The sequence below is a fragment of the Streptomyces sp. NBC_00250 genome, from assembly GCF_036192275.1.
Classification (GTDB): Bacteria; Actinomycetota; Actinomycetes; order Streptomycetales; family Streptomycetaceae; genus Streptomyces.
On the sequence record NZ_CP108088.1, the window covers coordinates 680,552 to 705,253 of the forward strand.

The window sequence follows — 24,702 nt, forward strand, 5'->3', positions numbered from 1 at the left end:
CCCGCACGCCGTCCGAAAGGAGGCCGACCCCATGGGGTACGCCCATGAGTACGCCGATGCCGTCCTGCACCGCGGCCGGGTTCCGATGGAACCCGCCGACTTCGTCCCCGACTGGCCCGACGGCCCGCGCAGGGGGAAGTTCTACCCCGGCGTGGAGTCCTACGCCCTGCCCGACGGGGACGACCTGGCCGACGCGCCCGCGAGGCTCGGTCTCCTCCCTCCGGCCCCCGAGGACGGCAGTCCCGGCGGGGACGGTGCTCCCGGAGGGCACCGCGGCTTCACGCTGCCGCTCCTGTCCTCGATGCTCAAGGACTCGTACGGACTGACCGGCCGCCGTCTGGGCATCCAGGCCAACAGCGACCTGTCCGGGCTGCCGTTCTACACCCACGCCAACTGGTCGCGCGGCACGGCGGGCGGCGGCGGCCTGTACCCGGTCGGGGTGTACTGGGCCTCGGGTCCGTCGGGCCCGCTCACGCCCGGGATCCACTACTACGACGTCCATCGGCACGCCGTGCAGCGGCTGTTGACGGGGGACGTGACGGCCCGGGTCCGCGAGGCGCTGGGACCGGACGCGCCCGCCGAGGCGCTGGAGACCGACCAGTACCTGATCCTCGGCGTCAAGTACTGGCAGACGACCTTCAAGTACAACAGCTTCGGCTATCACGTGGTCTGCACCGATGTCGGGACGCTCGCGCAGACGTGGCGGATCTGGGCCGCCGCCCACGGGCTGCGCACGGCACCCGTCCTGTGGTTCGACGAGCCGCGGCTGAACGGCCTGCTCGGCACGGACGGCGAGGAGGAGGGCGTCTTCGCCGTCGTGCCCCTGCGCTGGGAGGGCGCCCGCTCCGCACCGCGCACGGCCGGCCCGGACGGCCCCGACCCGGCGGTGCGACACCGGGACGTCGAGCGTTCCCGTACCGTCGTCGAGTTCCCCACGGTGCTCGCGATGCACGCGGCGACCGTGGCCGACGCGGACGGCCGACCCGCGCCCGGGGCCCTCACCGCGGCGGCGGCCCGGCCCGTCCCCGAGGGCGGCACCCGGGTCACCCTGCCCGCCCCCTCCTTCCCCGAAGTGCCGGTGCGTCAGGTCCTGCGCACCCGGCGCAGCAGCTTCGGCCGCTTCGACGCGACCGGCCCCGTCACACCCGGTCAGCTGTCCTCCGTGCTCGCGGCCTGCGCGGCGGCCTCCTTCGGCGGGGAGACGGATCCGGACGGCACGCTCCGGCAGGTCCGCCTGTACGCCTTCGTCAACCACGTCGCGGGCATCGCCCCCGGCGCGTACGTCTACGACTCCGACGCGGGCGATCTCGCACTCGTCGTCCCCGGCCCGCAGGGGGCGTTCCTCCAGGAGAACTACTTCCTGGCCAACTACAACCTGGAGCAGGCCGGTGTGGTCATCGTGCCGACGGTCCGGACCACGGCCGTCCTGGACGCGGTCGGGGACCGGGGCTACCGGCTGGCCGTCGGCACGGCGGGGGCCGTGGCGCAGACGTTCTATCTGGCCGCGTCCGCCCTCTCGCTCGGTGCGGGAGTGGCGCTGGGCTTCGACAACGTGTCGTTCGTCGAACGGCTCGGCCTGGAAGGCACCGCCGAGGCACCCCTGCTGATCATGCCGCTCGGCAACGAGCGACCCGGCCCCGCCGACTTCCGCCACGAGATCGCCTGAGGGGGCTCACGATGACCCTGTTGCCCACCACCGACACGGCATGCCCGAGACCGGCCACCTGGGAGGTGGGCCGACGTTTCCTGCTCCGGGCCGCCGGTCTGCCCGTGGAAGCCGTGCACGGGCTGCGCTGCCCGCGTACCCGTGCCTGGGCCGACGAGGTCCTGGCTCGCGAGGAACGCCTCGGCGTCGGCGGTCCTGCCCTGAGCGAGGCGCTGCACGCTCTGGTCGAGGCCGCCGACGCGGTCGGCGCCGACGCCCGCCGCGGCCTGCTCGCGCTGCGTCGCCAGATCTTCAACAACCGGCTGCCCGTCGACCCGGGGGCGGCCGTCCGCCTGGTGACCGGACTCGACGAGTCGGTCGGCGCGCGCGTCTCCGCCTGGCTGAACGACCGTGTCGCGTTCGGTGAACTCCTCGCCAAGGGCCCGGCCCTGATCGATGAGGAACTCGACGCCGCACGCGGCGAGTTGCGTGCCGCACTGGCCCGGGAGCCGCTCCGCAGGGGACTGCTCCTGGCCTCGCCGGTGCTCGACGGCCGGCTCGACGCCTACCTGGGTGACACCCGACCCGACGCGGGCAGGCGGATGCGCAAGATCGAACGGTCGGCGCTCACGTATCTGTACCGCACGACGTACAAGACCAGCCCGTTCAGCACCTTCACCCCGGTCGCGACCGGCGTCTTCGACGCCGAGGCGGTCGAGGGCGCCGACCTGCGCATCGGGGAGGAGTGGACGGGGCACGTACGCCTCAACGTCGTCGCCCTCGGGCGGCTGGCCGAGCTGATCCTCGGCGACCCCGTGCGCCGCCAGGACCTCCCCGTCGCGCTGTCCCCGGGCTGGGGGCGCGACGAGGACCGGATCCGCTACGTGCGGCAGTGGGTGACGAGCGGTGACGACGACGCTTCCGTCACCTTCGACTCCGTCCGCGACCGGCTGTTCTACCTTCGTGGCAGCGGCACTCTGGAACGGCTGCTCGCGTTCCTCGACGGCCGCACGGGACTGCGCCACCGCGATCTGGTCGAGTGGCTCGGGGCCGAGCACGGCGCCGACCCCGCCGAGTGCGAGCGGTACGCCGCCGCGCTGCTCCAGCTCGGCATGGTCCAAGTGCCGTGTCTACGCACCGATGTGCACTGCCCGGACCCGTTGCGGTCCTTCCAGCGGGCCCTGCGCGAGCTCGCGGCCCCGTGGGCCGACTCCGTGGCCGACGCCCTGGACGGCCCGGCCGCCTGCCTGGCCGCGTATCCCACGTCCGGTCTCGCCGGACGACGCACCCTGCTGCGGACCTTGCGTGAGCAACTCTTGGACATACAGAGGGACTTGGGCGCTGAAGAGCCGACGCTTCCTCGGACGCTCCTGTACGAGGACGTCAGCGCGGGTGACGATCTGGCCTGCGGAGAGGAACTCTGGGCGGGCGCCACAGGACAGGCCCTGCGTGCGGTCGAGGGCGTCCTGCCGATGTTCGACCTCACACTGCCCCACCGCATCACCCTGCACGGCTTCTTCCTGGCCCGTTTCGGACGCGGCGGCCGGTGCGACGACCTGCTCGGCCTGGTGCACGACTTCCACGAGGACTTCTTCGACCAGTACGTCTCCTTCGCCGCGAAGCGCACACCGTTCGACGAGAGCGGGGAGTACGTCCCCGAGGAGAACTGGCTCGGTCAGCCCGCGCTGCGCGGCCTGGACGGAGCCCGTCGCCACTTCGTCGCCGGAATGCGGGCGCTGTGGGAGCGCCACGAAGGAGAGGACGAGCTGCGGTTGCCCGCCGACCTCCTCGCCGCGGTGTCGGGTGAACTGGACCCGCTCGTCGGTGACTTCGTACCGCTGAGCCATCACGTCCAGGTGGCGCTCCCCGCCCCCGGCAGCGACGCGCGACCCCGCGTGGTCCTCAACCGTTCGTACGGCGGAGTCGCATTCCCGTTCAGCCGCTTCACCCATGTGTACGACGGGGTGACGACGTCCGACGGGGCCCCCGAGGGGACCGGCCTGTCGGATCGCCTGCGTGCCGAGCTGCGCGCCCGCCGACCGCGGGGGGCGGTGTTCGCCGAGCTGACCGGTGGACCCGTCACCAGCAACCTCAACCTGCACGGAAGAATAACGGACTATCAGATCGTCTGCCCCGGCGAGACGTCCACGGTTCCGGAGGACGCGAGGCTGCACCTGGACGACCTCTCCCTGGAGCACGACGAGGAGACCGACCGGCTCGTCCTGCGTTCGCGCCGCCTCGACCGTGAAGTCGTGCCCGTCTATCTCGGGTACCTCGTGCCGGTGGCCCTGCCGGAGATACCACGCACCCTGCTGCTCCTGTCACCGAGCTCCATGACACCCACCGACGTGTGGGGTGGCGTTCCGGCGGGCCCTGCTGTCGACGGCGTCACCCGTAGACCGCGGGTGACGCACGGCGACATCGTGCTGAGCCGCCGCAGCTGGACCGCGGACGCCGCCGTGCTGCCGGTCCGCCGCCCGGGTTCCGACGAGTCGTCGTGGTACCTGGAGTGGCGGCGCTGGCAGCGCACCCACGGCCTGCCCGACCAGGTCTTCGCCACGGTGCTGCGCGACGGCCGCCGGGCCCTGGGCGCCAAGCCCGTCCACGTGGACTTCGCCAGCCCGCTGTCACTGACCGCTTTCGAGGCCCTGGTGGACCGCGAGCCGGGCTCAGGGGTGGCGCTGCGCGAGATGCTCCCCGCCGAGAACGCCCTGCATCTGACGTCCGCCGAAGGCCGGCACGTGGCCGAACTGGCCGTGGAGACCTTCACTTCCCGCCACCGCACCGAGGACGGCCCGACATGCCGGAACTGAACTCCCCCAGCCCCGCCCCCCCTTCGTGGATCGCCCTGCACGTCTTCTACGCCGCCAGCCCCCGCCCGATGCTGGTGGACTGCGTCCGGCCGCTCGTCACCCGGCTCACGGACGAGGGGCTGCTCGCGGGTCACTTCTTCATCAACTACTGGCTGGAGGGTCCCCACGTGCGGCTGCGGCTGCGCCCCACGAGCCCGGCGGCGGCTCCCGAGGTGAGACGCCGGGCCGAGGAGGCACTCACCGACTTCCTCAAGAGCCGCCCCGCGCTGTACGAGGTCGACTCCGGCTTCCTCAAGGACTTCTACAACGCCCTGTTCGACATAGAGTTCCCGGGAGAGGACCGGGGGCGGTACATGGGCGAAGACGGCCGGATGAGGCTGCGGCCGAACAACAGCTTCAGCGAGGAGCCGTACGCCCCCGAATACGCCAAGTACGGCGGCCCGGCCGGGGTCGAGCTCGCCGAGTGGCACTTCCGCCACTCCAGCGAGCTCGTCGTCGACGCCTTCCGCACCATGAACCTCCACCTCCGCACCGTGCTGCTCGGCACCTCCGCCCAGCTGATGATGGTGATGGCGAGCTGCTTCCTGCCGGAGGAGGACCGGCTCGCCGACTACCTGGACGGCTACTACGAGTTCTGGCACCGCGCGTTCCCCGGGACCGGGTTCATCGGCTCGAAGGAGTACGAGCGCACCTACACGGAGATGGCGCCCACCCTCGGCCGCCGGTTCGCCGCGGTCCGGGCCGCGGTGGCGAGCGGGGAGCTGGAACGGCTTCCCTCGTTCCTGCGGGGATGGGCGGAGCACTGCCTGGAACTGCGGGGCCGAATAGAGAAGTCGGCCACCGGCGGTGAGCTCGTCTTCCCGCTCCGGGACGGTCCCGCCCGCGAAGACACCGGGCAGCTGCGCGAGGAACCGGCGGACACGGTCCCGATGGCCCCCCTCACCCATGTGCCCGCGGTACTCCCCCGGCTGCTGTCCCCGTACATGCACATGACCAACAACCGGCTGCATGTGACCATCCGCGACGAGGCCTATCTGTCCTTCGTCCTCGGCCAGGTCCTCAGGGACCCGCACGTCCGGGCGACGAACGCGTGACGGCCACCTCCGCGCGGGCCTATCGCCCCGCCCTCCGGCCGGGCGTGCTCCTCAGCCCGCCCCTCCTGCGCGGTCCCCGGACCGTGCACCTCGTCAAACACCCTTCCACCGGGGCCTCGTTCGAGATCGGGGCCAAGGAGCACTTCCTCATCTCGCGCCTCGACGGAACACGGAACCTCGACGACCTGGCGCCCGCGTACGCGGAACGGTTCGGCCGTCGGCTCGGCGAGGAGCACTGGAACCGGCTCCTCGGCCTCCTCGGCGCCCGGGGCCTCCTCGTCGGCGCCCCCGATCCGGCCGCCCCGGATCCCGCCCCGCGGCAGCCCAACTCCCTCTGGCGCGGCACCCGGCCCATGGTCGCGGATGCCGACGCGACCACCGCGAGACTCCACCACGTCGTCCGCCCCCTCCTCCACCCGATCCTCCAACTCCCCCTCCTCGCCGCCGCCTTCGTCCTCATCGGCATGCTCGCCTGGCGTTCGGGCGCGCTGATCGACGGCACGGCCGAGCTGGTCCGGCAACCGTTCGCCCTGGCGGGCGTCGCCCTGTTCCTCTGGGCGAGCATCACCCTCCACGAGCTGGCCCACGGCGTCGCCGCCCAGCACTACGGGGGGCACGTCGCCGAGATCGGCCTTCGCTGGCGCTTCCCCGCCGCGCTCCTCTACTGCACGGTCGACAACTACCTGTTCCTGTCGGGCCGGAGGGCCAAGCTGGTCATCGCCGGGGCCGGCGCGTACCTCAACATGGTGCTCCTCCTGCCTTTCGGCCTCTGGTGGTTCCTGCTCCCCGCCGCCGCGCCGGAACGCTCCCCGCTCGCCGGTCTGCTGGTGCTCGGCACGATCCAGGCGCTGAGCAATCTCGTACCGCTGCCGCCGCTCGACGGGTACCGGATGCTCGGACACGCCCTCGGAACGGCCCACCTCGCCCCCGAGACCCGGAAGTATCTGGCGCTGCGCCGGAGCACCGGTGGGGCCGAGGCCCTGGCCGGCTATTCGCCACGGGCCCGGCGGATCTACACGGCGTACGCGATCGGCTCGACCGTCCTGGTCCTCCTCGCCGCGGCGGCCACCGTCACGTTCCTGCTCCACCTGCTCGGCTGAGCGGGCCGACCGCCGGCACCCCGCACCCCGCCCCGACGACTCCTCCGACCACAAGGATCCACGCACCACATGAGTGAGGTACAGGCCATGTCAACCACATCCGCCGCGGGCGGTTCGCCGACCCCCGCCGTCCAGGTCCAGGGAGTCTCCAAGCGGTACGGGGACCGACAGGCGGTGGACGCCGTCTCCCTGGAGATCCACCGGGGCGAGTTCTTCGGTCTCCTCGGCCCCAACGGTGCGGGCAAGTCCACCCTGATCGAGATCATGGAGGGACTGCGCCGGGCCGACGCCGGCACGGTCGCCGTCTTCGGGGAGTCGCCCTGGCCCCGCAACACCGCGCTGCTTCCCCGCCTCGGTGTGCAGACCCAGAGTTCGGCGTTCTTCGTGCGGCAGACCGCGGGCGAGCATCTGCGGACCGTCGCCGCGCTCTACGGAGCCCCCCGGAGCGCCGTCGACGCCACCCTGGAGTCCGTGGGCCTCACCGAGCAGCGGGGCGTCCAGGTCGAGAACCTCTCCGGTGGCCAGCGGCAGCGGCTCGCGATCGCCTCCGCGCTCGTCCACGGCCCCGAGCTGATCTTCCTCGACGAGCCGACCGCCGCCCTCGACCCGCAGGCGCGCCGTGCGCTGTGGGAGGTGCTGCGCGGCCTGAAGGCGGAGGGGCGCACCATCGTGCACACCACCCACCACCTCGACGAGGCGGAAGCGCTCTGCGACCGGATCGCCATCCTGGTGGACGGCCGGATCGCCGTCATCGACTCGCCGCACAACCTGGTCGGCGCGTCGCGGGCGCCGAGCCGTCTGCTGCTTCCGCTGGGCCGCCTCGACGAGGGACGGGCCGCGGCGATCGAGGGCGTCGAACGGGTCAGTGTCGAGGGCGGCTCGCTCGTCCTGGAGACCCACGCGTCCGGCCGCGTCCTCTCCGCCGTGGACAAGCTCGTGGGTCTCGACGGCGTCCAGACCCGCTCCGCCAGCCTTGAGGACGTCTACCTCGACCTGACCGCCCGCTTCGCCGGTGCCGGCAGGTCCGCCCACCCGCACGCCGAGACCACGGAGTCCTGACCATGAGCGCCTACGCCGCACTGACCGGGGCGGGCTACCGGGCCCAGGTCCGTGACAAGACCACCCTGTTCTTCACGTTCGCCTTCCCCCTCCTCTTCCTCGTCGTCTTCGGGCTGATCTTCCGCGGACAGGCCGTGGAGGAGAGCGGCCTGTCCTACCTCTCGTACACCGCTTCCGGCGTCCTGTCCTGGGGTGTGGCGAACGCGGCCGTGTTCGGCATCGCGTTCACCCTCATGCAGTGGCGCACCGACGACATCCTGCGGCTGATCCGGATGTCCCCGGCCCCGCTCTCCGCCGTCATCGGCTCCCGCTACGCGATCGCCCTGGTCGTCGGCGCCGTGCAGTCGCTGCTCTTCGTCGGGGTCGCGATGCTGCCGGTGTTCGGCCTCGAACCGGCCTCGGGCTGGCCGCTGTTGATCCCGGTTCTCCTTCTGGGCATCACCACCTTCCTCCTGCTCGGGGTGATCATCGGGTCGTTCGCCAACACCCCTGAGTCGGTCGCGGCCGTCGCCAACTTCCTGATGCTGCCCATGGCGTTCCTGTCCGGGTCCTTCTTCCCGCTCGACTCGATGCCGTCCTGGCTGCAGAAGGTCTCCCTGGCCATGCCGCTGCGTTATCTCAACGACGCCGTGTCCCACGCGCTCGCCGGCCGCGGCGACTCCTCCGACGTGTGGGTGGGATGCGTCGGACTCCTCGTGTTCGCCCTGGTCTTCGGCGCGGTCGCGGTGAAGACCTTCCGTTGGACCAGGTCGTCGTGAGCGCGGCCGGGAACACCCTCGGCGGGACCGCGCCGCCCCTGCCGCTGCCGCTGGACGAGGCACGGGCAGGGCTCCGGGCCGCGCTCGCCCGGCGCCTCGGCCGGGACGTCCCCGTCGTCGCGGTCGGCGTCACGGACGCCGCCGCCCCGCTCGGCGGCCGGGGAGCCCCGGATCCGTGGGCGGCCGAGCGTGCCGACGCCCGCGTCCACCTCACGGCCTCCGCGGTCCTCGTGGGTCCCTGGGGCGGCGACGGGTCCGCGCCCGCCTGCGGACGCTGTCTGGCCCTGCGCTGGCAGCGGTTACGCAGCCGCAGCGAGCGCGACGCGCTGGAGACCGGCGGTCCGGAAGGGCCCCGCCCGGCGGGGGTCTGGCCCCTGCTCACCGACCATGTGTACGACGCGGTCGCGGCTCTCCACCAGGCGGTGCTCGACGGCCCGGGCGCCGAGTCCGCTGCGTCGGACCCCGCCGATCGGGCGCTGCCCCAGGTGTCCCGGCTCGACCTGACGACGCTCGCGGTCCGCACGTACCCCCTGCTCGCCGATCCGCTCTGCCCCGACTGCGCCCCGGACGCCGTCCCGGCCGAGCCCCGCTCGATGGAACTCACCGAGCGGCCCAAACCCGACCCGGGTACGTACCGGCTGCGTCCGGCGTCCTCGTACGCCCTCCCGCGGGAGGCCCTCGCCAATCCGGTCTGCGGTGCGCTCGGCGGCGGCACCTGGATCAGCGTCACCTCGCCGACGACGGCGCCGGTCGCCGGGAGCGTCTTCGTCCGCGGTTACGCCGGTCTCAACGACGTCACCTGGAGCGGCCAGGAGAACACCTTCTCCACCAGCCGCACGCTGGCGTTCCTGGAGGGCCTGGAACGGTACGCCGGAACCCATCGGCGCAGCCGGCGCACCCCCGTGACCGGCTCCTGGAACGAGTTCCGGGAGCACGCCGTCGATCCTGCCTCGTGCGGTTTCTACGATCCACGCACATACCGCGACGACCCGCTGGTCGACCCGTTCGACCCGGACCGTGCGATTCCCTGGGAGTGGGGCTGGTCGCTCCGCGACGAGCGCCCCGTCCTGGTCCCCTCCCGGCTCGTGTACTACAGCGCCGGTCTCGCGGCCGACAACTTCGTCTTCGAGTGCTCGAACGGCTGCGCCATCGGCGGCTGCCTCGAAGAGGCCGTTCTGGGCGGGCTGCTCGAACTCGTTGAGCGCGACGCGTTCCTGAACGCCTGGTACGGGGACGCCCGGCTCACCGAGATCGACCTGGCCACCGTCGGCGGGCGGACGGCCGCCGTCATGGCGGAACGCGCCGCGCTCCAGGGGTACGACGTCCACGTCCTGGACAACCGCATCGACCTGCCCGTGCCCGTGGTCACCGCGGTGGCCGTACGCCGGGACGGAGGCCCGGGCACCCTCTCGTTCGCGGCGGCGGCCTCGCTCGACCCCCGGTCCGCCGTGGAGGGCGCGCTGTCCGAGGTGCTCACCTACATCCCGCACCTCTCCCGCCAGACCGAGGAGCGGAAGGCCGAACTGGAGGCCATGGCGGAGGAGTTCGGCCTCGTCCGCCATCTGAAGGACCACGCCCAGCTGTACGGGCTGCCGCGGATGGCGGTGCACGCCCGGGGCTATCTGGAGCCCCTGGCGGTACGTCCCTTCGCCGAGGTCTACCGGGACTGGGAGTCGACCGGGCGGCCCCGGACGGACGATCTCCGGGACGACGTCCGGGCCGTGACCGACATGCTCGCGGGGGCCGGCCACGACGTGATCGTCGTCGACCAGACCACCCCCGAGCAGGAGCGGATGGGGCTGTGCACGGTGAGCACCCTCGTACCGGGTCTGCTGCCGATCGACTTCGGCTGGAACCGGCAGCGGGCACCGCTGCTGCCCCGGCTGCGGACGGCCCTGCGCCGGGGCGGCCACCGGGCGACGGATCTGACCGACGCCGAGATCCGCATGGTCCCGCACCCGTTCCCGTAGCCGAAGGCCGTGAAGCGGCGGAACGGAAGGCGCCCGGTGTCCGAGGAGCGGACACCGGGCGCGCCTCCGGCCGCGATCCGGCCGGTGGGACGTCGATCAGGCCGAGCAGGAGGTGGTGCTGGTGGTGGAGCTGCAGGTCGAGGTCGAGCTGGTGCTGGTGGAACCGGCAAGGACGACCTCGCTGGCGTCCGAGTAGTCCGAGATCTCGAACGTCTCGGCCTCGAGCTCCAGGATCTCGTCGGCGAGCGTGCTCAGGTCCTTGTTCATGGCGCCTCCTCGTGACCACGGTCCCGAACGGGACCGCCCGGGGGTGTGTACGTCTCCCATTCCACCGCCGCCCGCTCACCGTTCGGCATGTCTCCCGCACGCACATCGCTGGCACGCGACGCCAGCGGCGCGCCTCCTCCCCTCTGGAGCCCTGTGAACCAGTCCGAATCCCTCGGCCCCGCCGCGGCGAGCCGACCCGATCCCCTCCACCCCGTCCTCGCCTCGGCCGGGGAGGCACTGCGTCCCGCCCTCACCCTCTACCTGGACGTCCACCGGACCCCGGAGCCTTCCGGCGAGGAGCGCCGCACGGCCGGGCTCTTCGCCGACCGACTCGCCGCCCTGGGCCTTGATGTCACCCGGGGCATCGGGGGCCACGGCGTGGTCGGCGTCCTGCGCAACGGCGAGGGCCCCCGGGTGTACCTGCGGGCCGAACTGGACGCCCTGCCCCTGGAGGAGCGGACCGGGCTGCCGTACGCGAGCGGGAACGGCGCCATGCACGCCTGCGGCCACGATCTCCACCTCGCCGCCGCGGCCGGTACGGCCGACGTGCTGGCCCGCGCCGCGGCTCACTGGCGGGGCACCCTCGTCGTCCTCGGCCAGCCGGCCGAGGAGACCCTGACGGGTGCGCGCGCGATGCTGGAGGACGGCCTGTACGAGCGGTTCGGCCGACCGGACGTCGTGCTCGCCCAGCACGCGGCGCCGCTGCCGGCGGGCATGGTCGCGCACGGCACGCCTCACATCCCGATGACCGCGGCGAGCACCGCCCTCGACGTCGTCCTGCACGGGCGCGGCGGTCACGCCGGAACCCCCCACCTCACCGTGGACCCCGTCGTCACGGCGGCGGCCGTGATCACCCGGCTGCAGACGATCGTCTCCCGCGAGAGCGCTCCGTCGGACCAGCTCACGCTCACCGTCGGCACGCTGCGGGCGGGCACGGCGGTGAACGTGGTGCCGGACACGGCGGAGCTGGGCATCGGACTGCGGGCCCTCACGGACGCCTCTCTCGACCGCGCGCTCGCGGCGGTGGAGCGCATCGTCCGGGCCGAGTGCGCCGCCTCCGCCTGTCCCCGCGAACCCGACGTCTCGACCGTCTCCCGTGCTCCTGCCCTGTTCGGCGATCCGGCCGCGACCCGGGCGGTCCGGGCCGCCCACACCGCCCTCTACGGCCCCGCCCGGGTGGCCGACTGGCCGCCGTCCCTGGCTTCGGAGGACTTCCCGCTGTACGGGGGCGCGGGCGTCGCCCTCCACGGAGAGAAGGACGTTCCCCTCGTCTACTGGATGCTCGGCACCGCGAGCCCCCGCCAGTGGGCGGCCTCGGCCGGCCGGCTCCCGCCCAACCACTCCCCGCTCTTCGCACCGGACGTGCGTACGGCCCTGCCGCCGGCCATCACCGCCCTGACAGCGGCGGCGCTGAACCGGCTGGCAGGGCAGCGGACACCCGACGGAGCTCTCAGGGATTGATCGGGCCGCGCTCGTGGGGGATCTTCTCCCCGGCCTCGACGGCGAGGGGAAGGCGGTTCTCGGCGGGCGGCAGCGGGCAGGTCGCGAAGTCGGTGTACGCGCAGGGCAGGTTGGTGGCCCGGTTGAAGTCGACGACCACCTCGCCGTCGGGTCCGGGTGCCTCGATCCGCAGGTTGCGGTTGGCCGCGTACGTGGTGACGCCCGAGGTCGCGTCGGTGAACAGCACCGTGAAGGTGCCGGGCGTGTGTCCGTTGAACGCGGTCAGGCTCAGCTCCCGGCCGTCGAGCCGGAAGTCGATCCGGCCCGGCGCGTCGTAGACGTGCCGCAGCCCCTCGACGGAGGCGCCGACGGTGGTCGGCTGCGGCTCGGGGAAGGGGACGTACCGGCCGGTGACGACCCATCGCGGATCGGGCGTGTACGCGGGAGTTCCGGCGAAGGCCACCCGCAGCGGGTGGCCGGGGTGCCTCGGCCGGACCACGTCGTGGCCGCCGCGCTTGGCGACCTCGATGACGATGTCGCCCCAGACCGCGTCGACGCCGCCGCGCTCGGGGATGACGCCGAAGACGTGCCGTCCCCGGACGACGGTGCCGTCGACGACGAGTTCCGCCCCCTCGTCGAGCTCGACGGTGACGCCGTCGGGTCCGGTCGACCAGACTCCGGGGGCGTCGGGGACGCGCTGCGGCTCGTCGGTGAGCCAGTGGAGTCCGGTGATGGCGAGGAACCCGTGCTCGGCGGCGAGCCGGGCGTCCTTGTCGCGGTGCCACTCCTCCCACTCGGCGACGAAGGCCTGCACACCGCTGTCGGTGTCGGCCTCGGCTGTGGGAACGGGGGCGTTACGCGTGGTCATGAGTCCTCCTGATGTCGTCTGCGCATCGCATGCGGGGCGTGCACCGGAGGCCACTCGCGCCCGCCCGTGCCGACGGGGCCCGGAAGGGCGGCCGGTGGGTGACGCTCAGGGGGTGACGGGGACGCGGCGGTCGCACGGACGACGGCCGGCTGCCGGGACGAGGGCCTCGGGTCAGCCGGAACAGGCCGTGGTCGTGACGCGCACGTAGTCCACGTGTCGGCGCATCACGAGCAGGGTCATACGGCCAGCAAAGCACAACTTCCCGGCCCTGGTGAAAGGTTCACCGAATTGGACGGCGCGGTGGAGCTGCGGAGCTACAGGTGCACGGGTGTACGGGTGTACGGGTGTACGGGTGTACGGGTGTGAGGATGACGCAGATGCTCTCCGCCTCGAAGGCGGCGGGGTCGGTGACCGCGACGCCGTGGCGCCGCGGCCTCCCCGGAAAGGATCCGCCGGGCCGGGCGGGACTCTCCTGACACGACCTAGCGCCCTTGGAGCGCCTTGACGTTGTCGCCGAAGGTCCAGCCCTTCGACCCGTCCCAGTTCGCCGACCAGGTCATCAGGCCCTTGAGCGCCCCGCCGTAGTGGTTCCATGCCTGGGCCACGAGCGACGGCGCCATGTGACCGCCGCCCGCGCCCGGCTGGGCGGGCAGGCCGGGGACCTGCTTGTCGTAGGGCACCCGGATGGTGGTGCCCTGGATCACGAGGCCCCGGTTCAGACAGTCGGTCTGCGCGACGAACCCGGCGACGGTGCCCGCGGAGTAGGAGTCGCCCGAGCATCCGTACATGCTGCCGTTGTAGTACTGCATGTTGAGCCACCACAGGCGTCCGTTGTCGGCGTACTTCTTGACGATCGGCAGGTACGCGCCCCAGATCGAGCCGTAGGCGACGCTGCCACCGGTGACGTAGGCGGTCTCCGGTGCCATCGTCAGTCCGAACCCGGCGGGCATCCGGGCGAGGACGCCGTCGATGATGTACACCAGGTTGGCCTGCGACGCGGACAGGGTGCCGATGCTGCCGCTGCCGACAAGACCGGTCTCGATGTCGATGTCGATCCCGTCGAAGTTGTACGTCTTCAGGATGGGCACGACGGTCGCGATGAACCGGTCCGCGACGGCACGGGAGTTGAGGTCGATTCCCGCGGCGGCGCCGCCGATCGACATGAGGAGCGTCGCTCCGGCCGCCTTGGCGTTGCACATCTGCGCCGGGGTGGAGACGCGGACGGTGTTGTCCATGCCGTCCTCCCACAGCACCGTCCCGTCCGAACGGATCACGGGGAACGCGGCGTTGATGACGTTGTAGCCGTGGGCCGCGAAGCGGGGGTCGTCGATGGGCGCCCAACCGAAGGGCGGGTGAACGCCGTTGGCCGCGCCGTCCCAGTTCTCCCAGTACCCCTGGAGCACCTTTCCGGCGGGCTTGGGCTTGAGGGCACAGGTGTCCGCGGCGGCGGCGGACGGGGTGGCGGTGGCGGTGAGGGCGGCGGCCGCGAGCAGGGCGGCGAGACCCGCTCCGAGGACGCGGGCGATACGAGAGCCTGGCATGCGTGCTCCTGGGGACGTGGGGGGATGGTCCTGGGCATGGCGCGCGCTCCAGCAGACCGTAGGTTGGTCCAGACCATTCGTCAACCACCCTTGCGTACACCGGTGTTGCTCCCCTACCGCTCCACGGCATGCAGGGCCCGCAGCAGATGTCGCAGCACCGGGCCCGGCGGACCCGGCCGTACGGCGAGCGACGTGCTCACGGCGAGGTCGGTGAGCGGCCGGACGGCCACCCGGGGCACCGACGGCACTCCGCGCACCTCGTAGAAGAGGGTCCACGAGGGCGCCCGCGCCGTGCCGATCGCGGCGAGGGTGGCCCTGAGATCGGTGAACGGCGGCCCCGGCACCGGTCCGGACCCGGCGGCAGCGTGCAGGGCGCCGGTGACCAGCTCGTGGAAGGGAGGGTTGCCCCCGGGCGCGAGCCGGAGCGGGAGGCAGGCCAGTTGCTCCAGACGGAGCGCCTGCTCGGCCGCGAGCGGGTGGCTCTCCGGCAGAGCCACGTACAGCGGATCGTTCCACAGCAGCAGCAGTTCGAGACCGGGCGCCCTCGGCACCGCCCGGACCAGGGCCGCGTCCAGCTCTCCGGCACGCACCGCCGCCAGTCGGCGGACGACCGGCAGCCTGTGCAGACGTACCTGCAGGTGCGGTGCGCCGGTGGCGAGTTCACCCAGGACTCGGTCGATCCGGTCGCCCGGTCCGTTGACGGCGGCGAGGCGCAGGATCCCGTCGTCACCGGCCGTGACGTCGGCGGCCACGCGCGACGTCTGCTCGGCGGCCGCGAGTACGGCACGGGCCTCGGGCAACAGCCGCTCACCCGCGCCGGAGAGGCCGACACGCCGGGTGGTGCGCTCGAAGAGCACCACGCCCCACTCGCGTTCGAGCCGCCGGATCTGCTGACTGACCGCCGACTGGACGATGCCGAGGCTCTCGGCGGCCTTCCCGAAGCCGCCCTCCTCGGCCACGGCCACGAAGTACCGCAGCTGGCGCAGCTCCATGAGGCTTCCGCCCCTCTCGTTCCTCGTACGGCCCATTCATCACGAACGGTGATGTCCGTCCTCGACAACCGCCTGTGGTGCGACACGTCTTCCCGGTCTCGAATGGAACCCGACACCGGAGATCCATGACGAAGGAGCGAGGAACGATGTCCGAGATCAGAACGGCGCTGGTGGTACGTCCCGGAGAGGCCGAGGAGATACGACTCCCGCACGGCGGCGGGTTCCACCTCCTGGCCGACGCGGGCGACACGGCGGGCGCGCTGGGCGCCAATCGTCTCGTCCTCGGCGAGGGCGCCGACGGCGCCCGGCCGCACTACCACGCCCTGTCGACCGAGCTGTTCTACGTGCTCGACGGCTCCGCGCGGTTCACCCTGGACGGCCGTACGACGACCGTGGCCGCCGGCGGGCTGGTCTCCGTACCGCCCAGGGTGCCGCATTCCTTCGGTGCCGCTCCCGGCTCGACCGCGGAACTGCTCGTGGTCCTGACGCCGGGCGTCGCCCGCTTCGGCTACTTCCGGTCCCTGGGCCGCATCCAGCAAGGCCTGGAGACCTTCGACGACCTCCTGTCCCGGCAGGACCACTACGACGTGCACTTCCTGTGACACCGCGCGGCCGCCTCAAGCCGCGCGCGACCTCAGGCCAGGTGCAGAGGCAAGCCGGACGGAGCCGTCGGACCGCATGGATCCGTCAGACCGTGCGAAGCCGTCAGACCGTGCGAAGCCGTCAGGCCGTGTGAAGCGTCAGGCCATAGCGGGCGAGAATCTCGTTCACGGGCTGGAACCAGGTCTCGCCGCCGGACGAGCAGTTGCCCCAGCCGCCGGACGTGACGCCCTGGGCCTGGTCCCCGCTGATGAACGCGCCACCGGAGTCACCGCCCTCCGCGCACACGCTGGTCTTCGTCATCTGGTGGACGGCGCCCTGGCTGTAGTTCACGGTCTCGTTCTTGGCCAGGACGGTGCCGCAGTGCCACTTGGTCGTGGACCCCGAGCGGCAGATCGAGGCTCCCACCGGCGCCTCGGCGGAGCCCCGGACGAGCCGGTCCGACACCGTCCCCCAGCCGAGCACGACGGGCACCGTCCACCAGCCGCTGTGGATGCTCACGTACGCGTAGTCGTTCCCGGGGAACGAGGAGCCCTGGAAGGTCCCCATGGCGGATCCGTCCCAGCCCCGGACCGCGGCACCGGCCCCGCCGCAATGCCCCGCCGTGACGAAGCCGCCGTGGACGGAGAAGCCTATGGAGCAGCGGACGTTGCCGGTGTAGTACGGATCGCCGCCGACGGTTCCGGCGGCGTACGTACGGGGTGCGGTCGCCGTTTCGGCGACGGTGACGGGACCGGCCTCGCGAGCCCGCTCGACGAAGGCACGTACGGCGGGGGCGTTCCGGTCGGCGTGGACGACGGTGACGACGACGCTGTTGGCGCGGGGGTCGACGTGCCAGCCGGCGACACCTGCGGGGGCGGTACGGGCATCGAGCCGGGCCTTGGCGCGGTCGAGCGCGCCGGCACTGTGCCGGACGAGCCGGGTGTCGGCGCCGAGCGCCCTGACCTCCGCCTCCTCGTCGCGGTCGGTGAGGGCGACGACGAGCCGCCCGGTGCGGGCGTCGAACCAGGCACCGCCGTAGGAGCCCCCCGCGGTCTTCCTCGCCTCGGACTCCACGCGGGCCGCGGCACGTTCGGCCGTCAGTCGCTCCTCGGCCTGCTGCGCGGTGAGCCCGAGGTCCTGACGCATGGCGTCGAGGAGGCCCGTCGAGGCGGCGGGTTCGGCAACGGCGGGGACGGCGCTCGCGGATGCGGCCTGCGCGGCGCCGAGTCCGACGGTGAGCAAGAGGGCCGCGGCGGCGGCGCGCAGGGCGGAAGTGCGTTTCACAGGAGCCTCCTGTAGTGGGGGGAGCAGGCACTGAGAGCGCTCTCAAGCAAGCGCGGGAGTCACGGTAGCGAGACCTCACTTGTCAGGTCCATACCATGCACCGAATTCCGGCCAGAGGTCGGAGCCGCCGAACGTCCGCGCCGGAACCGCCGAACGTTCGCAATCACTTGCTGAAAACGACTGCAAGATCTTGCCGACCGGCTTCATCGGCTGCTTGACTCACCAGCGATCACCGGCAGTTGAACCGTCCCCGCGCACGAGAGGAACATCGATGAGCAGTCAGTACGACGTCCTCGTCCTGGGAGGCGCCGGCGTCGACACGATCGTGTACGTCCCCGAGCTCCCCCTGCCGTACGCCGACAGCTACATGATCCGGCCGGGCATCGAGACCCGCGCCGGGCAGACCGGCGATTTCGTGGCGCTCGGCCTGAGCGCGCTCGGTCTGCGGACCCACCACCTCGACATGATCGGCGACGACCCCTCCGGCGACCTCGTCCGCGCGTTCCACCGCGACCGGGGCATCGGATTCACCGAAGTACCCCTGCCCGGCGGGACGAAGCGGGCCGTCAACCTCGTCGGCCCCGACGGCCGCCGGCTCTCGCTCTACGACGACAGCCGCTCCCGGGAGTCCGACCGGCTGCCCGAGGAGCTGGTCCGCTCCCTGGCGTCGGCGAGCCGTCACGCCCACGTCTCGATCACGTACCCGTGCGCCTTCGCCCTTCCGCAGCTGCGCGAGGCGGGCGTCACCATCTCCACGGACCTGCACAACTGGGACGGGGAGAACCCCTACCACGAGCCCTTCGCCTACGGCGCGGACATCGTCTTCGTCTCGGCCACGGCCCTGGCGGACAAGGAACGGACCATGCGCCGGATCCTGGAGCGGGGCAGGGCGGAGGTCGTGATCGCCACCGCCGGAGCCGAGGGGGCCTCCATGCTGACCGCCGACGGACTCGTGCACGTACCGCCCGTCTCGCCCCGCGAACCGGTGGTCGATTCCAACGGCGCGGGCGACGCCTTCGCCTCCGGATTCCTCTTCGGCCGCCTGACCGGCGAGGACTTCGGCCGGTGCGCTCTCTACGGCGCGGTGGCGGGCGCCTACGCGTGCACCGTGCCGGCCACCGCGAGCGACGCCATCGACCGCGCCGGGCTCCTCAAGGAGGCCGGCGGGCCGCGCTGATCGCGAACGCCCGGAAGGGCCGGGTCCGCCACACGACGGCCCCGGCCCTTCGGCCACAGACGGATCAGACCGATCAGACGCGGTCGGCCGCGATCAGGACGTACTGGAAAGAGCCGTCCTTGTACGAGTTGATGAACGCCTCCTCGATGCCGGTGACCAGGGACGACGTGGCGCGCAGCTCCCAGTAGGGCAGGGTGTCCGGCGTCAGGTCGATCACGGCCTGCGGAACGAGACGGTTGTCGGCCATCGCGCGCAGGTACTCGCGGCGGGAGTGGATGTTGCACTCGAAGTGCGCGTTGATCTGGGAGACCCACTTCGACGGCTGGCCGTAGCGCGGGTTCCAGCAGCCGGTGATGGTCACGTAGCGGCCGCCGACCTTGAGGAAGCGGGAGTGCTCGGCGAAGAGGTCGTCGAGGTCGACGTACATGCTCGACTCGTTGTTCCACGAGGCGGCGATGCTGCCCTTCTCGAATGGAGTGTCCAGCATGTTGCAGACCTGGGCATGGACGTGGTCGTCGATGCCGAGCTCCTTCGCGCGCTGGTTGCCGAACTCGGCCTGCGTGGAGGAAAGGGTGACGCCCTCGACCTTGCAGCCGAAGCGCTGGTGGGCCATGACGCTCGAACCGCCGCGCCCGCAGCCGGCATCCACGAGCGTGTCGTCGCGCCCGATGACGCCGAGGTTGTCCAGGAGGACCACGGCCTGCGCGGACTCCAGCCGGTGCAGCTCGCTGATCAGCTTCTTCTCGTACTCGCTGTCCTCGGTGTCCCCGAGGGCGGCGTGGTCGATGTCGCCGATGCCGTAGTGGTGGTGGTAAAGCCCGTCCACGTCACCCAGGCGCAGGTTCACGGGCCTGGCCTCGTTGTTCCAGTAACGGGCGATGTCACCCTGATAGGGCGTCGCCGGGGAGGGAACGAAGGTGGCGGCGCCGTTGACGGTGGTGTACTCGGTGCTGGTCACAGATAATCCATTTCTTACCAGAAATCGGGCAGGCTGTAGCGATAGGTGTTGGTCTGGTGCCAGTAGTGGTTGCCGTCCACCCACACGGCCACGCCCCGCAGGAAGCGCAGCACGGTCGGGGCGGGACAGGCGGCGGCGAGGGCGGCGGCCTCGGCCTCGAAGGCGTGCATGAGGTCGTTGTGGACCTCGACGGCCTTCAGATAGCCCTCCCGGTCGGAGACGCCCTCACGCTCGGCGATCACCACGGGCAGGTTCAGGTGCTTGCCGGGGCTGGCGAGTTCCTTCATGTACGAGTACAGGTCGTTCACGATGGTGGTCGCGTTCCCGGCGAGCGCGAGGACGCGCTGCATGGCCGGCTGGGCATGCAGGTCCGCCGGGAGTTCGTAGCCGCCGACGGTGTCGGTGATGGTGGGGCAGGGGCGGAAGTTGTTGAACTGCCGCATCGCCAGGTACTCCCACACCTCCGGCACGTGGTCCGTCTCGGCCCAGGCGGCCTCGGCGAGGTACCCGAGGTGCAGTCGGGCCATGTCGTGCCGGAACCGGTCGGCCTGGGAGGGGGTCGACTGGTTGACGAAGTACTCCATGGCGGAGCGGTAGGCGCGCCGCGGGGCGTCCGCGTGGAGCGACTCCGCCCAGAGCGGCTGGTACTCCTTCGTCGTGTGCAGGGGGTCGAGGGCGGTGTGCGCGAGGAGCAGCCGTCCGCCGAGGCCGACGGGCGAACCGCCGTGGTCCTCGCAGTAGCAGTCGTCGACGGCGTTCTCGGCGACCATCAGCCGCGTGGCGAGCATCAGGTGCTCGACGGTCGGGGCGTCCGGGTGGCAGGCGACCATGTAGCGCCCGACGGAGAACCCGTCGAACTCGCCCTCCCAGTCCTCCGGGTACAGCTGCACCTCGTCGAGCGCCCAGGACTTGATCCTGCGGCTGACCTCGTCCACCCGTACCGGGTCGGGTTCGGGGATCGGGTGGTGGTACAGGCCGGGGATCGGCCGGCCCTCCAACGGCGGCGGAGGCTCCGGCAGTTCGGGGGCCGCCTCGTGCCGGGCCAGGGACAGTCCGGCCGTGCCGAGGCCGCTGGGTCCCGGCAGGACGAATCCCGGTGCGGGAACCGGCGGCGCGGTCACGGCGCCGACCGGCGACGCCGGAGCGGCCGCCACGGCGGGAGCGACCACGGACGCGGTGGCGGCCGCGGGTGCGGAAGCGACCAGGGGTGCGGTGCCGCCACCGGTCGCGACGGCGGCCGCGGCCGTGAGAGCGGCTGCCCCGGCCGTCTCGGTGGGAGCGGCCGCCCGTCCGAGGACATGGATCCCGAAGTGGGCGGCGGCGGTGGGCAGGCTCGACTGCAGAGGGGAAAGCCCGGGTTCGGGCATCCGTGACTCCTTGGTGAGGGGGTGGGCTGTCCGGGGTCCCGGGCCCGCTCGGCCGGCCCGGGAGGTCCGGGCTGTCGTGGCCGCCGTCACGGCGGCCGTGGGACAGGCCCTGGGAGGTGCTTGTCGATCAGGACGGAGCAGGGAGCGGCGGCCGGTGCGTGCGAGCGCCAGGCGCAGGAGGGGTCGACGCGGTGAAGGCGCCTCCCGTGCCCGAAGGGCTCTGGGGGAGGTGGTGACCGACGACAACGCTGCGAGCCCGGACCGATCGGCAGGACGCCCCCTAGCGCCTAGTGCCTGCGGGCGATCTCCACGTTCTCGAGCACGCCCAGCGCATTGGGCACGAGGATGGCGGCCGAGTAGTACGTGGTGACGAGGTACGACATGATCGCCTGCTCGCTGATGCCCATGAAGCGCACCGAGAGGCCGGGCTCGTACTCCTCCGGAAGACCGGTCTGGCGGAGGCCGATGACGCCCTGGTTGTCCTCGCCGAGGCGCATGGCGAGGATCGAGCTGGTGTTCTCCTTGGTGATGGGGATCTTGTTGCAGGGCAGCAACGGGACTCCCCGCCAGCTGAGGACCTGCTGACCGTCGAGGTCGACGGTGCCCGGGTTGAGTCCGCGGGCGTTCCACTCGCGCCCGATCGCGGCGATCGTCCGGGGGTGGGCGAGGAAGAGCTTGGTGCCGCGACGGCGGCAGAGGAGCTCGTCGAGGTCGTCCGGGGTGGGCGGGCCCGAGTGGGTCTGGATCCGCTGCTTGAAGTCGGCGTTGTGGAGGAGGCCGAACTCCCGGTTGTTGATCAGCTCGTGCTCCTGGCGCTCGCGCAGCGCCTCGATGGTGAGCCTGAGCTGCTCCTCCGTCTGGTTCATCGGCCCGTTGTAGAGGTCGGCGACCCTGGTGTGGACCCGCAGAACGGTCTGCGCGACGGAGAGTTCGTACTCGCGGGGCTTGAGCTCGTAGTCGACGAAGGCGCCCGGCAGCGCGACCTCGCCGGTGTGGCCGGCCGACATCGCGATCTCGGCCTCGCCGTGCCGGTTCTGCCGCTGGAGCGGGAGCGAGCTGAACTCCTCGATGTGGGCCTGGAGGCCCGGCGCGGAGGCCAGCACGGCGGCGAACTCGGCGCGGGAGAGGGTGAGCAGCGTGCCGGAGGTCTCGGCGGTGGCGGTGTAGTCCCATCGCGCGTCGGCGTCCAGAAGGGCGTTCTCACCGAAGCGGTCGCCGTCGGCGAGTACCGCCACGGCCACCTCGTCGCCGTACTTGCCGAGCGAGGTCTGGTTGATGCGTCCGTGGGCGACGAGGTGGATCTCCTCGGCGGGGGCGCCACGCTCGACCAGCACCTCGCCGGCGCTGAAGTCGCGCTGGACGCACCGGCCGGCCAGCGCGTTCAGCACCTCCTCGTCCTCGAAGCCGCGCAGCAGCGCGAGTTCGCCGAGCTCACGGGGGATCACCCGGACGCGGGCACCGTCCTGGACGAACTCGATGCGGCCGTCACCGACGGTGTAGCTCAGTCGGCGGTTGACCCGGTAGGCGCCGCCCTTGGTCTCGACCCAGGGGAGCATCCGCAGCAGCCAGCGGGAGCTGATCTCCTGCATCTGCGGGGCGGACTTGGTCGTCGTGGCGAGGTTCCGGGCGGCCGCGGTGCTGAGGCTGGACTGCTTCGGCGCGTCCAGCTGTGCGTCCGGGCTCGTGTCAACGGTCATGGGGCGGGCTCTCCTTCGCAGGGGGGTGGTGACCGGCACACGGGTGCCTTGGTCAGTGAAAGAGGAGAAAAGCAAGAAAGCAGTGAAAGGGGAAAAAGGAGGATGAAGCTCTGGGAATCCGTCCAGATCCCGGGGAACAGTAACGGCCGGTACACCCCGCGCACCCCATCAGATCGAGGGCATTACCTCGAAACGGGGATCTTGCCCGCCGCGAGGTTTAAGCAGGTGAACTGCGACATTCGGGCCATGTGGCCGAGAGCCCGTGGGTCTGGCCGCTCCTCCGTCCAGTTTCCGGTTCGAGCACCGCGTCAACGTTCGGCCCGTCCCCGTCGGGGCTCCGCCACACCTGCCACCACCGGTGTCAAATCGTTCTCTACTGTGACAAATCATCACCCCCGAGCTAAATTCGGCTTCCAGTCATCACTCGTCGCCTCAAGGGGTGGGCATGAAGGGCGGCGAAACCGCCGAAGACGAACGAACCATGGCCCGCCGGACGCCCCCTACGCGGTCTTCCACCACGCCAGTCCCCCGCCGAGCGTCCTCTACGGCACCACCGGCTTCACGATCGAGAAGCTCCCGAAGACCGGGCCGCCCGGGGACCTCACCGAATCGCCTTCGAGGTAGGTCATGTCGAACGCTGGTACCAGTACGGACGCCACCACCGCCGGGTCCCCGCCCACGGCGAAACTGACGCTCGTCACCCTGACCGCGATGGTCGTCGGGTCCATGGTGGGCGCCGGCGTGTTCTCGCTGCCCCGGAGGTTCGCCCAGGAGACGGGTGTCGCCGGTGCGCTGATCGCCTGGGCGATCGCCGGATTCGGCATGCTGATGCTCGCGTTCGTCTTCCAGACGCTCGCGGTGCGCCGCCCCGACCTGGACGCCGGTGTCTACGCGTACGCGAAGGCCGGTTTCGGCGAGTACCTGGGCTTCTTCTCGGCCTTCGGCTACTGGGCCAGCGCCTGCGTCGGCAACGTGACGTACTGGGTCCTCATCATGTCGACGATCGGCGCGATCTGGCCGGCGCTCGGCGACGGCGACACCGCCCTCGCGATCATCCTGTCCTCGGCCGGACTGTGGGCCTTCTTCCTGCTCATCCGCCGCGGGGTGAAGGAGGCCGCGGCGATCAACCGGATCGTGACGGTGGCGAAGGTCGTGCCCATCATCGTCTTCGTCATCCTTGCCCTGTTCTCCTTCGACGCGTCCGTCTTCGCCGACAACTGGGGTGGCGCCGACTACGCCGGCTCGCTGTTCAACCAGGTCCGCGGCACCATGCTCGCCACCGTCTTCGTCTTCCTCGGCGTCGAGGGCGCCAGCGTCTACTCCCGGCACGCCAAGCGCCGCGAGGACGTGGGCAAGGCCACGATCCTGGGCTTCCTCAGCGTCTTCTCCGTCTTCGCCTCGGTGACCATCGTGTCGTACGGCATCCTGCCCATGAGCGAGATCGCCGAGCTGCGCCAGCCCTCCATGGCGGGCGTCCTGGAGGCCGCCGTCGGCACCTGGGGCAAGGTCTTCGTCAGCGTCGGCCTCATCATCTCGGTCCTCGGCGCCTATCTGGCCTGGACGCTGATGGCCGCGGAGGTGCTCTTCGTGGCGGCCAAGGACGACGACATGCCGCGCTTCCTGGGGCGCTCCAGCGGCGACGACGTCCCCGTCCCCGCCCTCCTGATGACCACGGCCCTCAGTCAGACCGTGCTGGTCGTCACGGCCTTCTCCGACGACGCGTTCAACTTCGCCCTCGACCTGACCAGCGCGCTGAGCCTGATCCCGTTCCTGCTCGCCGCGGCGTTCGCGGTGAAGATCGCTCTGAGACCCGCGCAGGAGAAGGTCACCGGGCAGAGCACCCGGCGGGAGCTGGTCGTGGGCGTCCTCGCCACGATCTACACGGCGTTCCTGCTGTCCGCCGCCGGGCTCAAGTTCGTCCTCGTCTCCTTCATCCTCTACGCGCCCGCGACCTTCCTGTTCGTCAAGGCCCGGCGCGAGCAGGGCCGGCAGCTGTTCTCCCCGCGCGAGCTGGTGATCCTCGTCGTCTCCATCGCCGGCGCCGTCATGGGGGTCGTGGCCCTCGCGGTCGGCTGGATCAGTCTCTGAGC

The 24,702-nt window shown here is 71.6% G+C and carries 19 protein-coding genes; 11 read left to right on the plus strand and 8 right to left on the minus strand.

The genetic code is table 11. From position 1 onward, the window contains the following. The first annotated feature begins 31 nt into the window (after window positions 1-31). The 7 genes from OG259_RS02975 (at window position 32) to OG259_RS03005 (ending at window position 10,439) form a co-directional block, all read left to right on the plus strand. Window positions 32-1,666 (plus strand): nitroreductase family protein, encoded by a 1,635-nt coding sequence (locus tag OG259_RS02975; protein WP_328940737.1) that lies wholly within the window; start codon window positions 32-34, stop codon window positions 1,664-1,666. Between the two features lie 11 nt (window positions 1,667-1,677). Then, window positions 1,678-4,458, plus strand: coding sequence for a lantibiotic dehydratase (locus OG259_RS02980; RefSeq protein ID WP_328940738.1), 2,781 nt, complete (start codon window positions 1,678-1,680; stop codon window positions 4,456-4,458). Further along, window positions 4,446-5,552, plus strand: coding sequence for a lantibiotic dehydratase C-terminal domain-containing protein (locus OG259_RS02985; protein WP_328940739.1), 1,107 nt, complete (start codon window positions 4,446-4,448; stop codon window positions 5,550-5,552). The genes OG259_RS02980 and OG259_RS02985 overlap by 13 nt, the downstream gene beginning before the upstream one ends. Then, window positions 5,549-6,652 carry a metalloprotease gene (locus OG259_RS02990; protein ID WP_328940740.1) on the plus strand — a complete coding sequence of 368 codons (1,104 nt, stop codon included), beginning with the start codon at window positions 5,549-5,551 and terminating at the stop codon, window positions 6,650-6,652. Before OG259_RS02985 ends, OG259_RS02990 begins: the two co-directional genes overlap by 4 nt. A 69-nt stretch (window positions 6,653-6,721) precedes the next feature. Beyond that, a complete protein-coding gene (locus OG259_RS02995; RefSeq protein WP_328940741.1) occupies window positions 6,722-7,711 on the plus strand; it encodes an ABC transporter ATP-binding protein in 990 nt (329 codons plus the stop codon). A 2-nt stretch (window positions 7,712-7,713) separates the two neighbouring features. Continuing rightward, window positions 7,714-8,469, plus strand: coding sequence for an ABC transporter permease (locus tag OG259_RS03000; protein WP_328940742.1), 756 nt, complete (start codon window positions 7,714-7,716; stop codon window positions 8,467-8,469). Then, a complete protein-coding gene (locus tag OG259_RS03005) occupies window positions 8,451-10,439 on the plus strand; it encodes a TOMM precursor leader peptide-binding protein (protein ID WP_443051904.1) in 1,989 nt (662 codons plus the stop codon). The genes OG259_RS03000 and OG259_RS03005 overlap by 19 nt, the downstream gene beginning before the upstream one ends. 96 nt (window positions 10,440-10,535) lie before the next feature. Here the strand turns inward: OG259_RS03005 and OG259_RS03010 are convergent, their stop codons facing one another. Next, on the minus strand, window positions 10,536-10,706 hold the full coding sequence (locus OG259_RS03010; protein WP_030757923.1) for a thiazolylpeptide-type bacteriocin: 171 nt from the start codon (window positions 10,704-10,706) through the stop codon (window positions 10,536-10,538). 153 nt (window positions 10,707-10,859) lie between these two features. On the opposite strand from OG259_RS03010, the gene OG259_RS03015 reads away from it, so the two are divergent. Further along, window positions 10,860-12,167: an amidohydrolase gene (locus OG259_RS03015; protein WP_443051905.1), complete on the plus strand. Its 1,308-nt coding sequence runs from the start codon at window positions 10,860-10,862 to the stop codon at window positions 12,165-12,167. Here the strand turns inward: OG259_RS03015 and OG259_RS03020 are convergent. The 3 genes from OG259_RS03020 to OG259_RS03030 all read right to left on the minus strand — a co-directional run bounded on the left by OG259_RS03020 (window position 12,157) and on the right by OG259_RS03030 (window position 15,547). Continuing rightward, window positions 12,157-13,014 (minus strand): DUF1684 domain-containing protein, encoded by an 858-nt coding sequence (locus OG259_RS03020; RefSeq protein ID WP_328940743.1) that lies wholly within the window; start codon window positions 13,012-13,014, stop codon window positions 12,157-12,159. The two genes, OG259_RS03015 and OG259_RS03020, sit on opposite strands and share 11 nt — an antisense overlap. A 482-nt stretch (window positions 13,015-13,496) precedes the next feature. Next, window positions 13,497-14,555, minus strand: a complete 1,059-nt coding sequence (locus OG259_RS03025; protein WP_328940744.1) for a chitinase — start codon at window positions 14,553-14,555, stop codon at window positions 13,497-13,499. A 113-nt stretch (window positions 14,556-14,668) separates the two neighbouring features. Then, complete coding sequence (locus tag OG259_RS03030) at window positions 14,669-15,547, minus strand: LysR family transcriptional regulator (RefSeq protein WP_328940745.1); 879 nt, start codon at window positions 15,545-15,547, stop codon at window positions 14,669-14,671. A gap of 146 nt (window positions 15,548-15,693) precedes the next feature. Between OG259_RS03030 and OG259_RS03035 the strand changes: the two genes are divergently transcribed. Next, complete coding sequence (locus OG259_RS03035) at window positions 15,694-16,149, plus strand: cupin domain-containing protein (RefSeq protein WP_328940746.1); 456 nt, start codon at window positions 15,694-15,696, stop codon at window positions 16,147-16,149. A gap of 121 nt (window positions 16,150-16,270) precedes the next feature. On the opposite strand, the gene OG259_RS03040 is transcribed toward OG259_RS03035, so the two are convergent. After that, window positions 16,271-17,413 carry a S1 family peptidase gene (locus OG259_RS03040; RefSeq protein ID WP_328940747.1) on the minus strand — a complete coding sequence of 381 codons (1,143 nt, stop codon included), beginning with the start codon at window positions 17,411-17,413 and terminating at the stop codon, window positions 16,271-16,273. 271 nt (window positions 17,414-17,684) lie between these two features. Here OG259_RS03040 and OG259_RS03045 point away from each other — a divergent pair, with 271 nt between their 5' ends. Beyond that, entirely contained in the window at window positions 17,685-18,590 is a 906-nt protein-coding gene (locus tag OG259_RS03045) for an adenosine kinase (RefSeq protein WP_328940748.1), read from the plus strand. Window positions 18,591-18,663: 73 nt separating this feature from the next. Here OG259_RS03045 and OG259_RS03050 read toward each other — a convergent pair whose 3' ends face one another. The 3 genes from OG259_RS03050 to OG259_RS03060 form a co-directional block, all read right to left on the minus strand. Then, the gene (locus tag OG259_RS03050) at window positions 18,664-19,548 is read right to left on the minus strand and encodes a geranyl diphosphate 2-C-methyltransferase (protein ID WP_328940749.1); all 885 of its coding nucleotides are present in this window, start codon (window positions 19,546-19,548) and stop codon (window positions 18,664-18,666) included. A 14-nt stretch (window positions 19,549-19,562) separates the two neighbouring features. Continuing rightward, on the minus strand, window positions 19,563-20,915 hold the full coding sequence (locus OG259_RS03055; RefSeq protein WP_328940750.1) for a family 2 encapsulin nanocompartment cargo protein terpene cyclase: 1,353 nt from the start codon (window positions 20,913-20,915) through the stop codon (window positions 19,563-19,565). Window positions 20,916-21,202: 287 nt separating this feature from the next. Then, on the minus strand, window positions 21,203-22,612 hold the full coding sequence (locus tag OG259_RS03060) for a family 2B encapsulin nanocompartment shell protein (protein WP_328940751.1): 1,410 nt from the start codon (window positions 22,610-22,612) through the stop codon (window positions 21,203-21,205). 627 nt (window positions 22,613-23,239) lie between these two features. Between OG259_RS03060 and OG259_RS03065 the strand changes: the two genes are divergently transcribed. Further along, window positions 23,240-24,700 (plus strand): basic amino acid/polyamine antiporter, encoded by a 1,461-nt coding sequence (locus OG259_RS03065; RefSeq protein ID WP_328940752.1) that lies wholly within the window; start codon window positions 23,240-23,242, stop codon window positions 24,698-24,700. Window positions 24,701-24,702 lie beyond the last annotated feature (2 nt).

What these genes read in the sequence shown, in the direction of transcription:
- OG259_RS02975 (WP_328940737.1), top strand. Translation starts at nt 32, where the DNA reads ATGGGGTACGCCCATGAGTACGCCGATGCCGTCCTGCACCGCGGCCGG.
- OG259_RS02980 (WP_328940738.1), top strand. Translation starts at nt 1,678, where the DNA reads ATGACCCTGTTGCCCACCACCGACACGGCATGCCCGAGACCGGCCACC.
- OG259_RS02985 (WP_328940739.1), top strand. Translation starts at nt 4,446, where the DNA reads ATGCCGGAACTGAACTCCCCCAGCCCCGCCCCCCCTTCGTGGATCGCC.
- OG259_RS02995 (WP_328940741.1), top strand. Translation starts at nt 6,722, where the DNA reads ATGAGTGAGGTACAGGCCATGTCAACCACATCCGCCGCGGGCGGTTCG.
- OG259_RS03000 (WP_328940742.1), top strand. Translation starts at nt 7,714, where the DNA reads ATGAGCGCCTACGCCGCACTGACCGGGGCGGGCTACCGGGCCCAGGTC.
- OG259_RS03010 (WP_030757923.1), bottom strand. Translation starts at nt 10,706, where the DNA reads ATGAACAAGGACCTGAGCACGCTCGCCGACGAGATCCTGGAGCTCGAG.
- OG259_RS03020 (WP_328940743.1), bottom strand. Translation starts at nt 13,014, where the DNA reads ATGACCACGCGTAACGCCCCCGTTCCCACAGCCGAGGCCGACACCGAC.
- OG259_RS03025 (WP_328940744.1), bottom strand. Translation starts at nt 14,555, where the DNA reads ATGCCAGGCTCTCGTATCGCCCGCGTCCTCGGAGCGGGTCTCGCCGCC.
- OG259_RS03030 (WP_328940745.1), bottom strand. Translation starts at nt 15,547, where the DNA reads ATGGAGCTGCGCCAGCTGCGGTACTTCGTGGCCGTGGCCGAGGAGGGC.
- OG259_RS03035 (WP_328940746.1), top strand. Translation starts at nt 15,694, where the DNA reads ATGTCCGAGATCAGAACGGCGCTGGTGGTACGTCCCGGAGAGGCCGAG.
- OG259_RS03045 (WP_328940748.1), top strand. Translation starts at nt 17,685, where the DNA reads ATGAGCAGTCAGTACGACGTCCTCGTCCTGGGAGGCGCCGGCGTCGAC.
- OG259_RS03055 (WP_328940750.1), bottom strand. Translation starts at nt 20,915, where the DNA reads ATGCCCGAACCCGGGCTTTCCCCTCTGCAGTCGAGCCTGCCCACCGCC.
- OG259_RS03060 (WP_328940751.1), bottom strand. Translation starts at nt 22,612, where the DNA reads ATGACCGTTGACACGAGCCCGGACGCACAGCTGGACGCGCCGAAGCAG.
- OG259_RS03065 (WP_328940752.1), top strand. Translation starts at nt 23,240, where the DNA reads ATGTCGAACGCTGGTACCAGTACGGACGCCACCACCGCCGGGTCCCCG.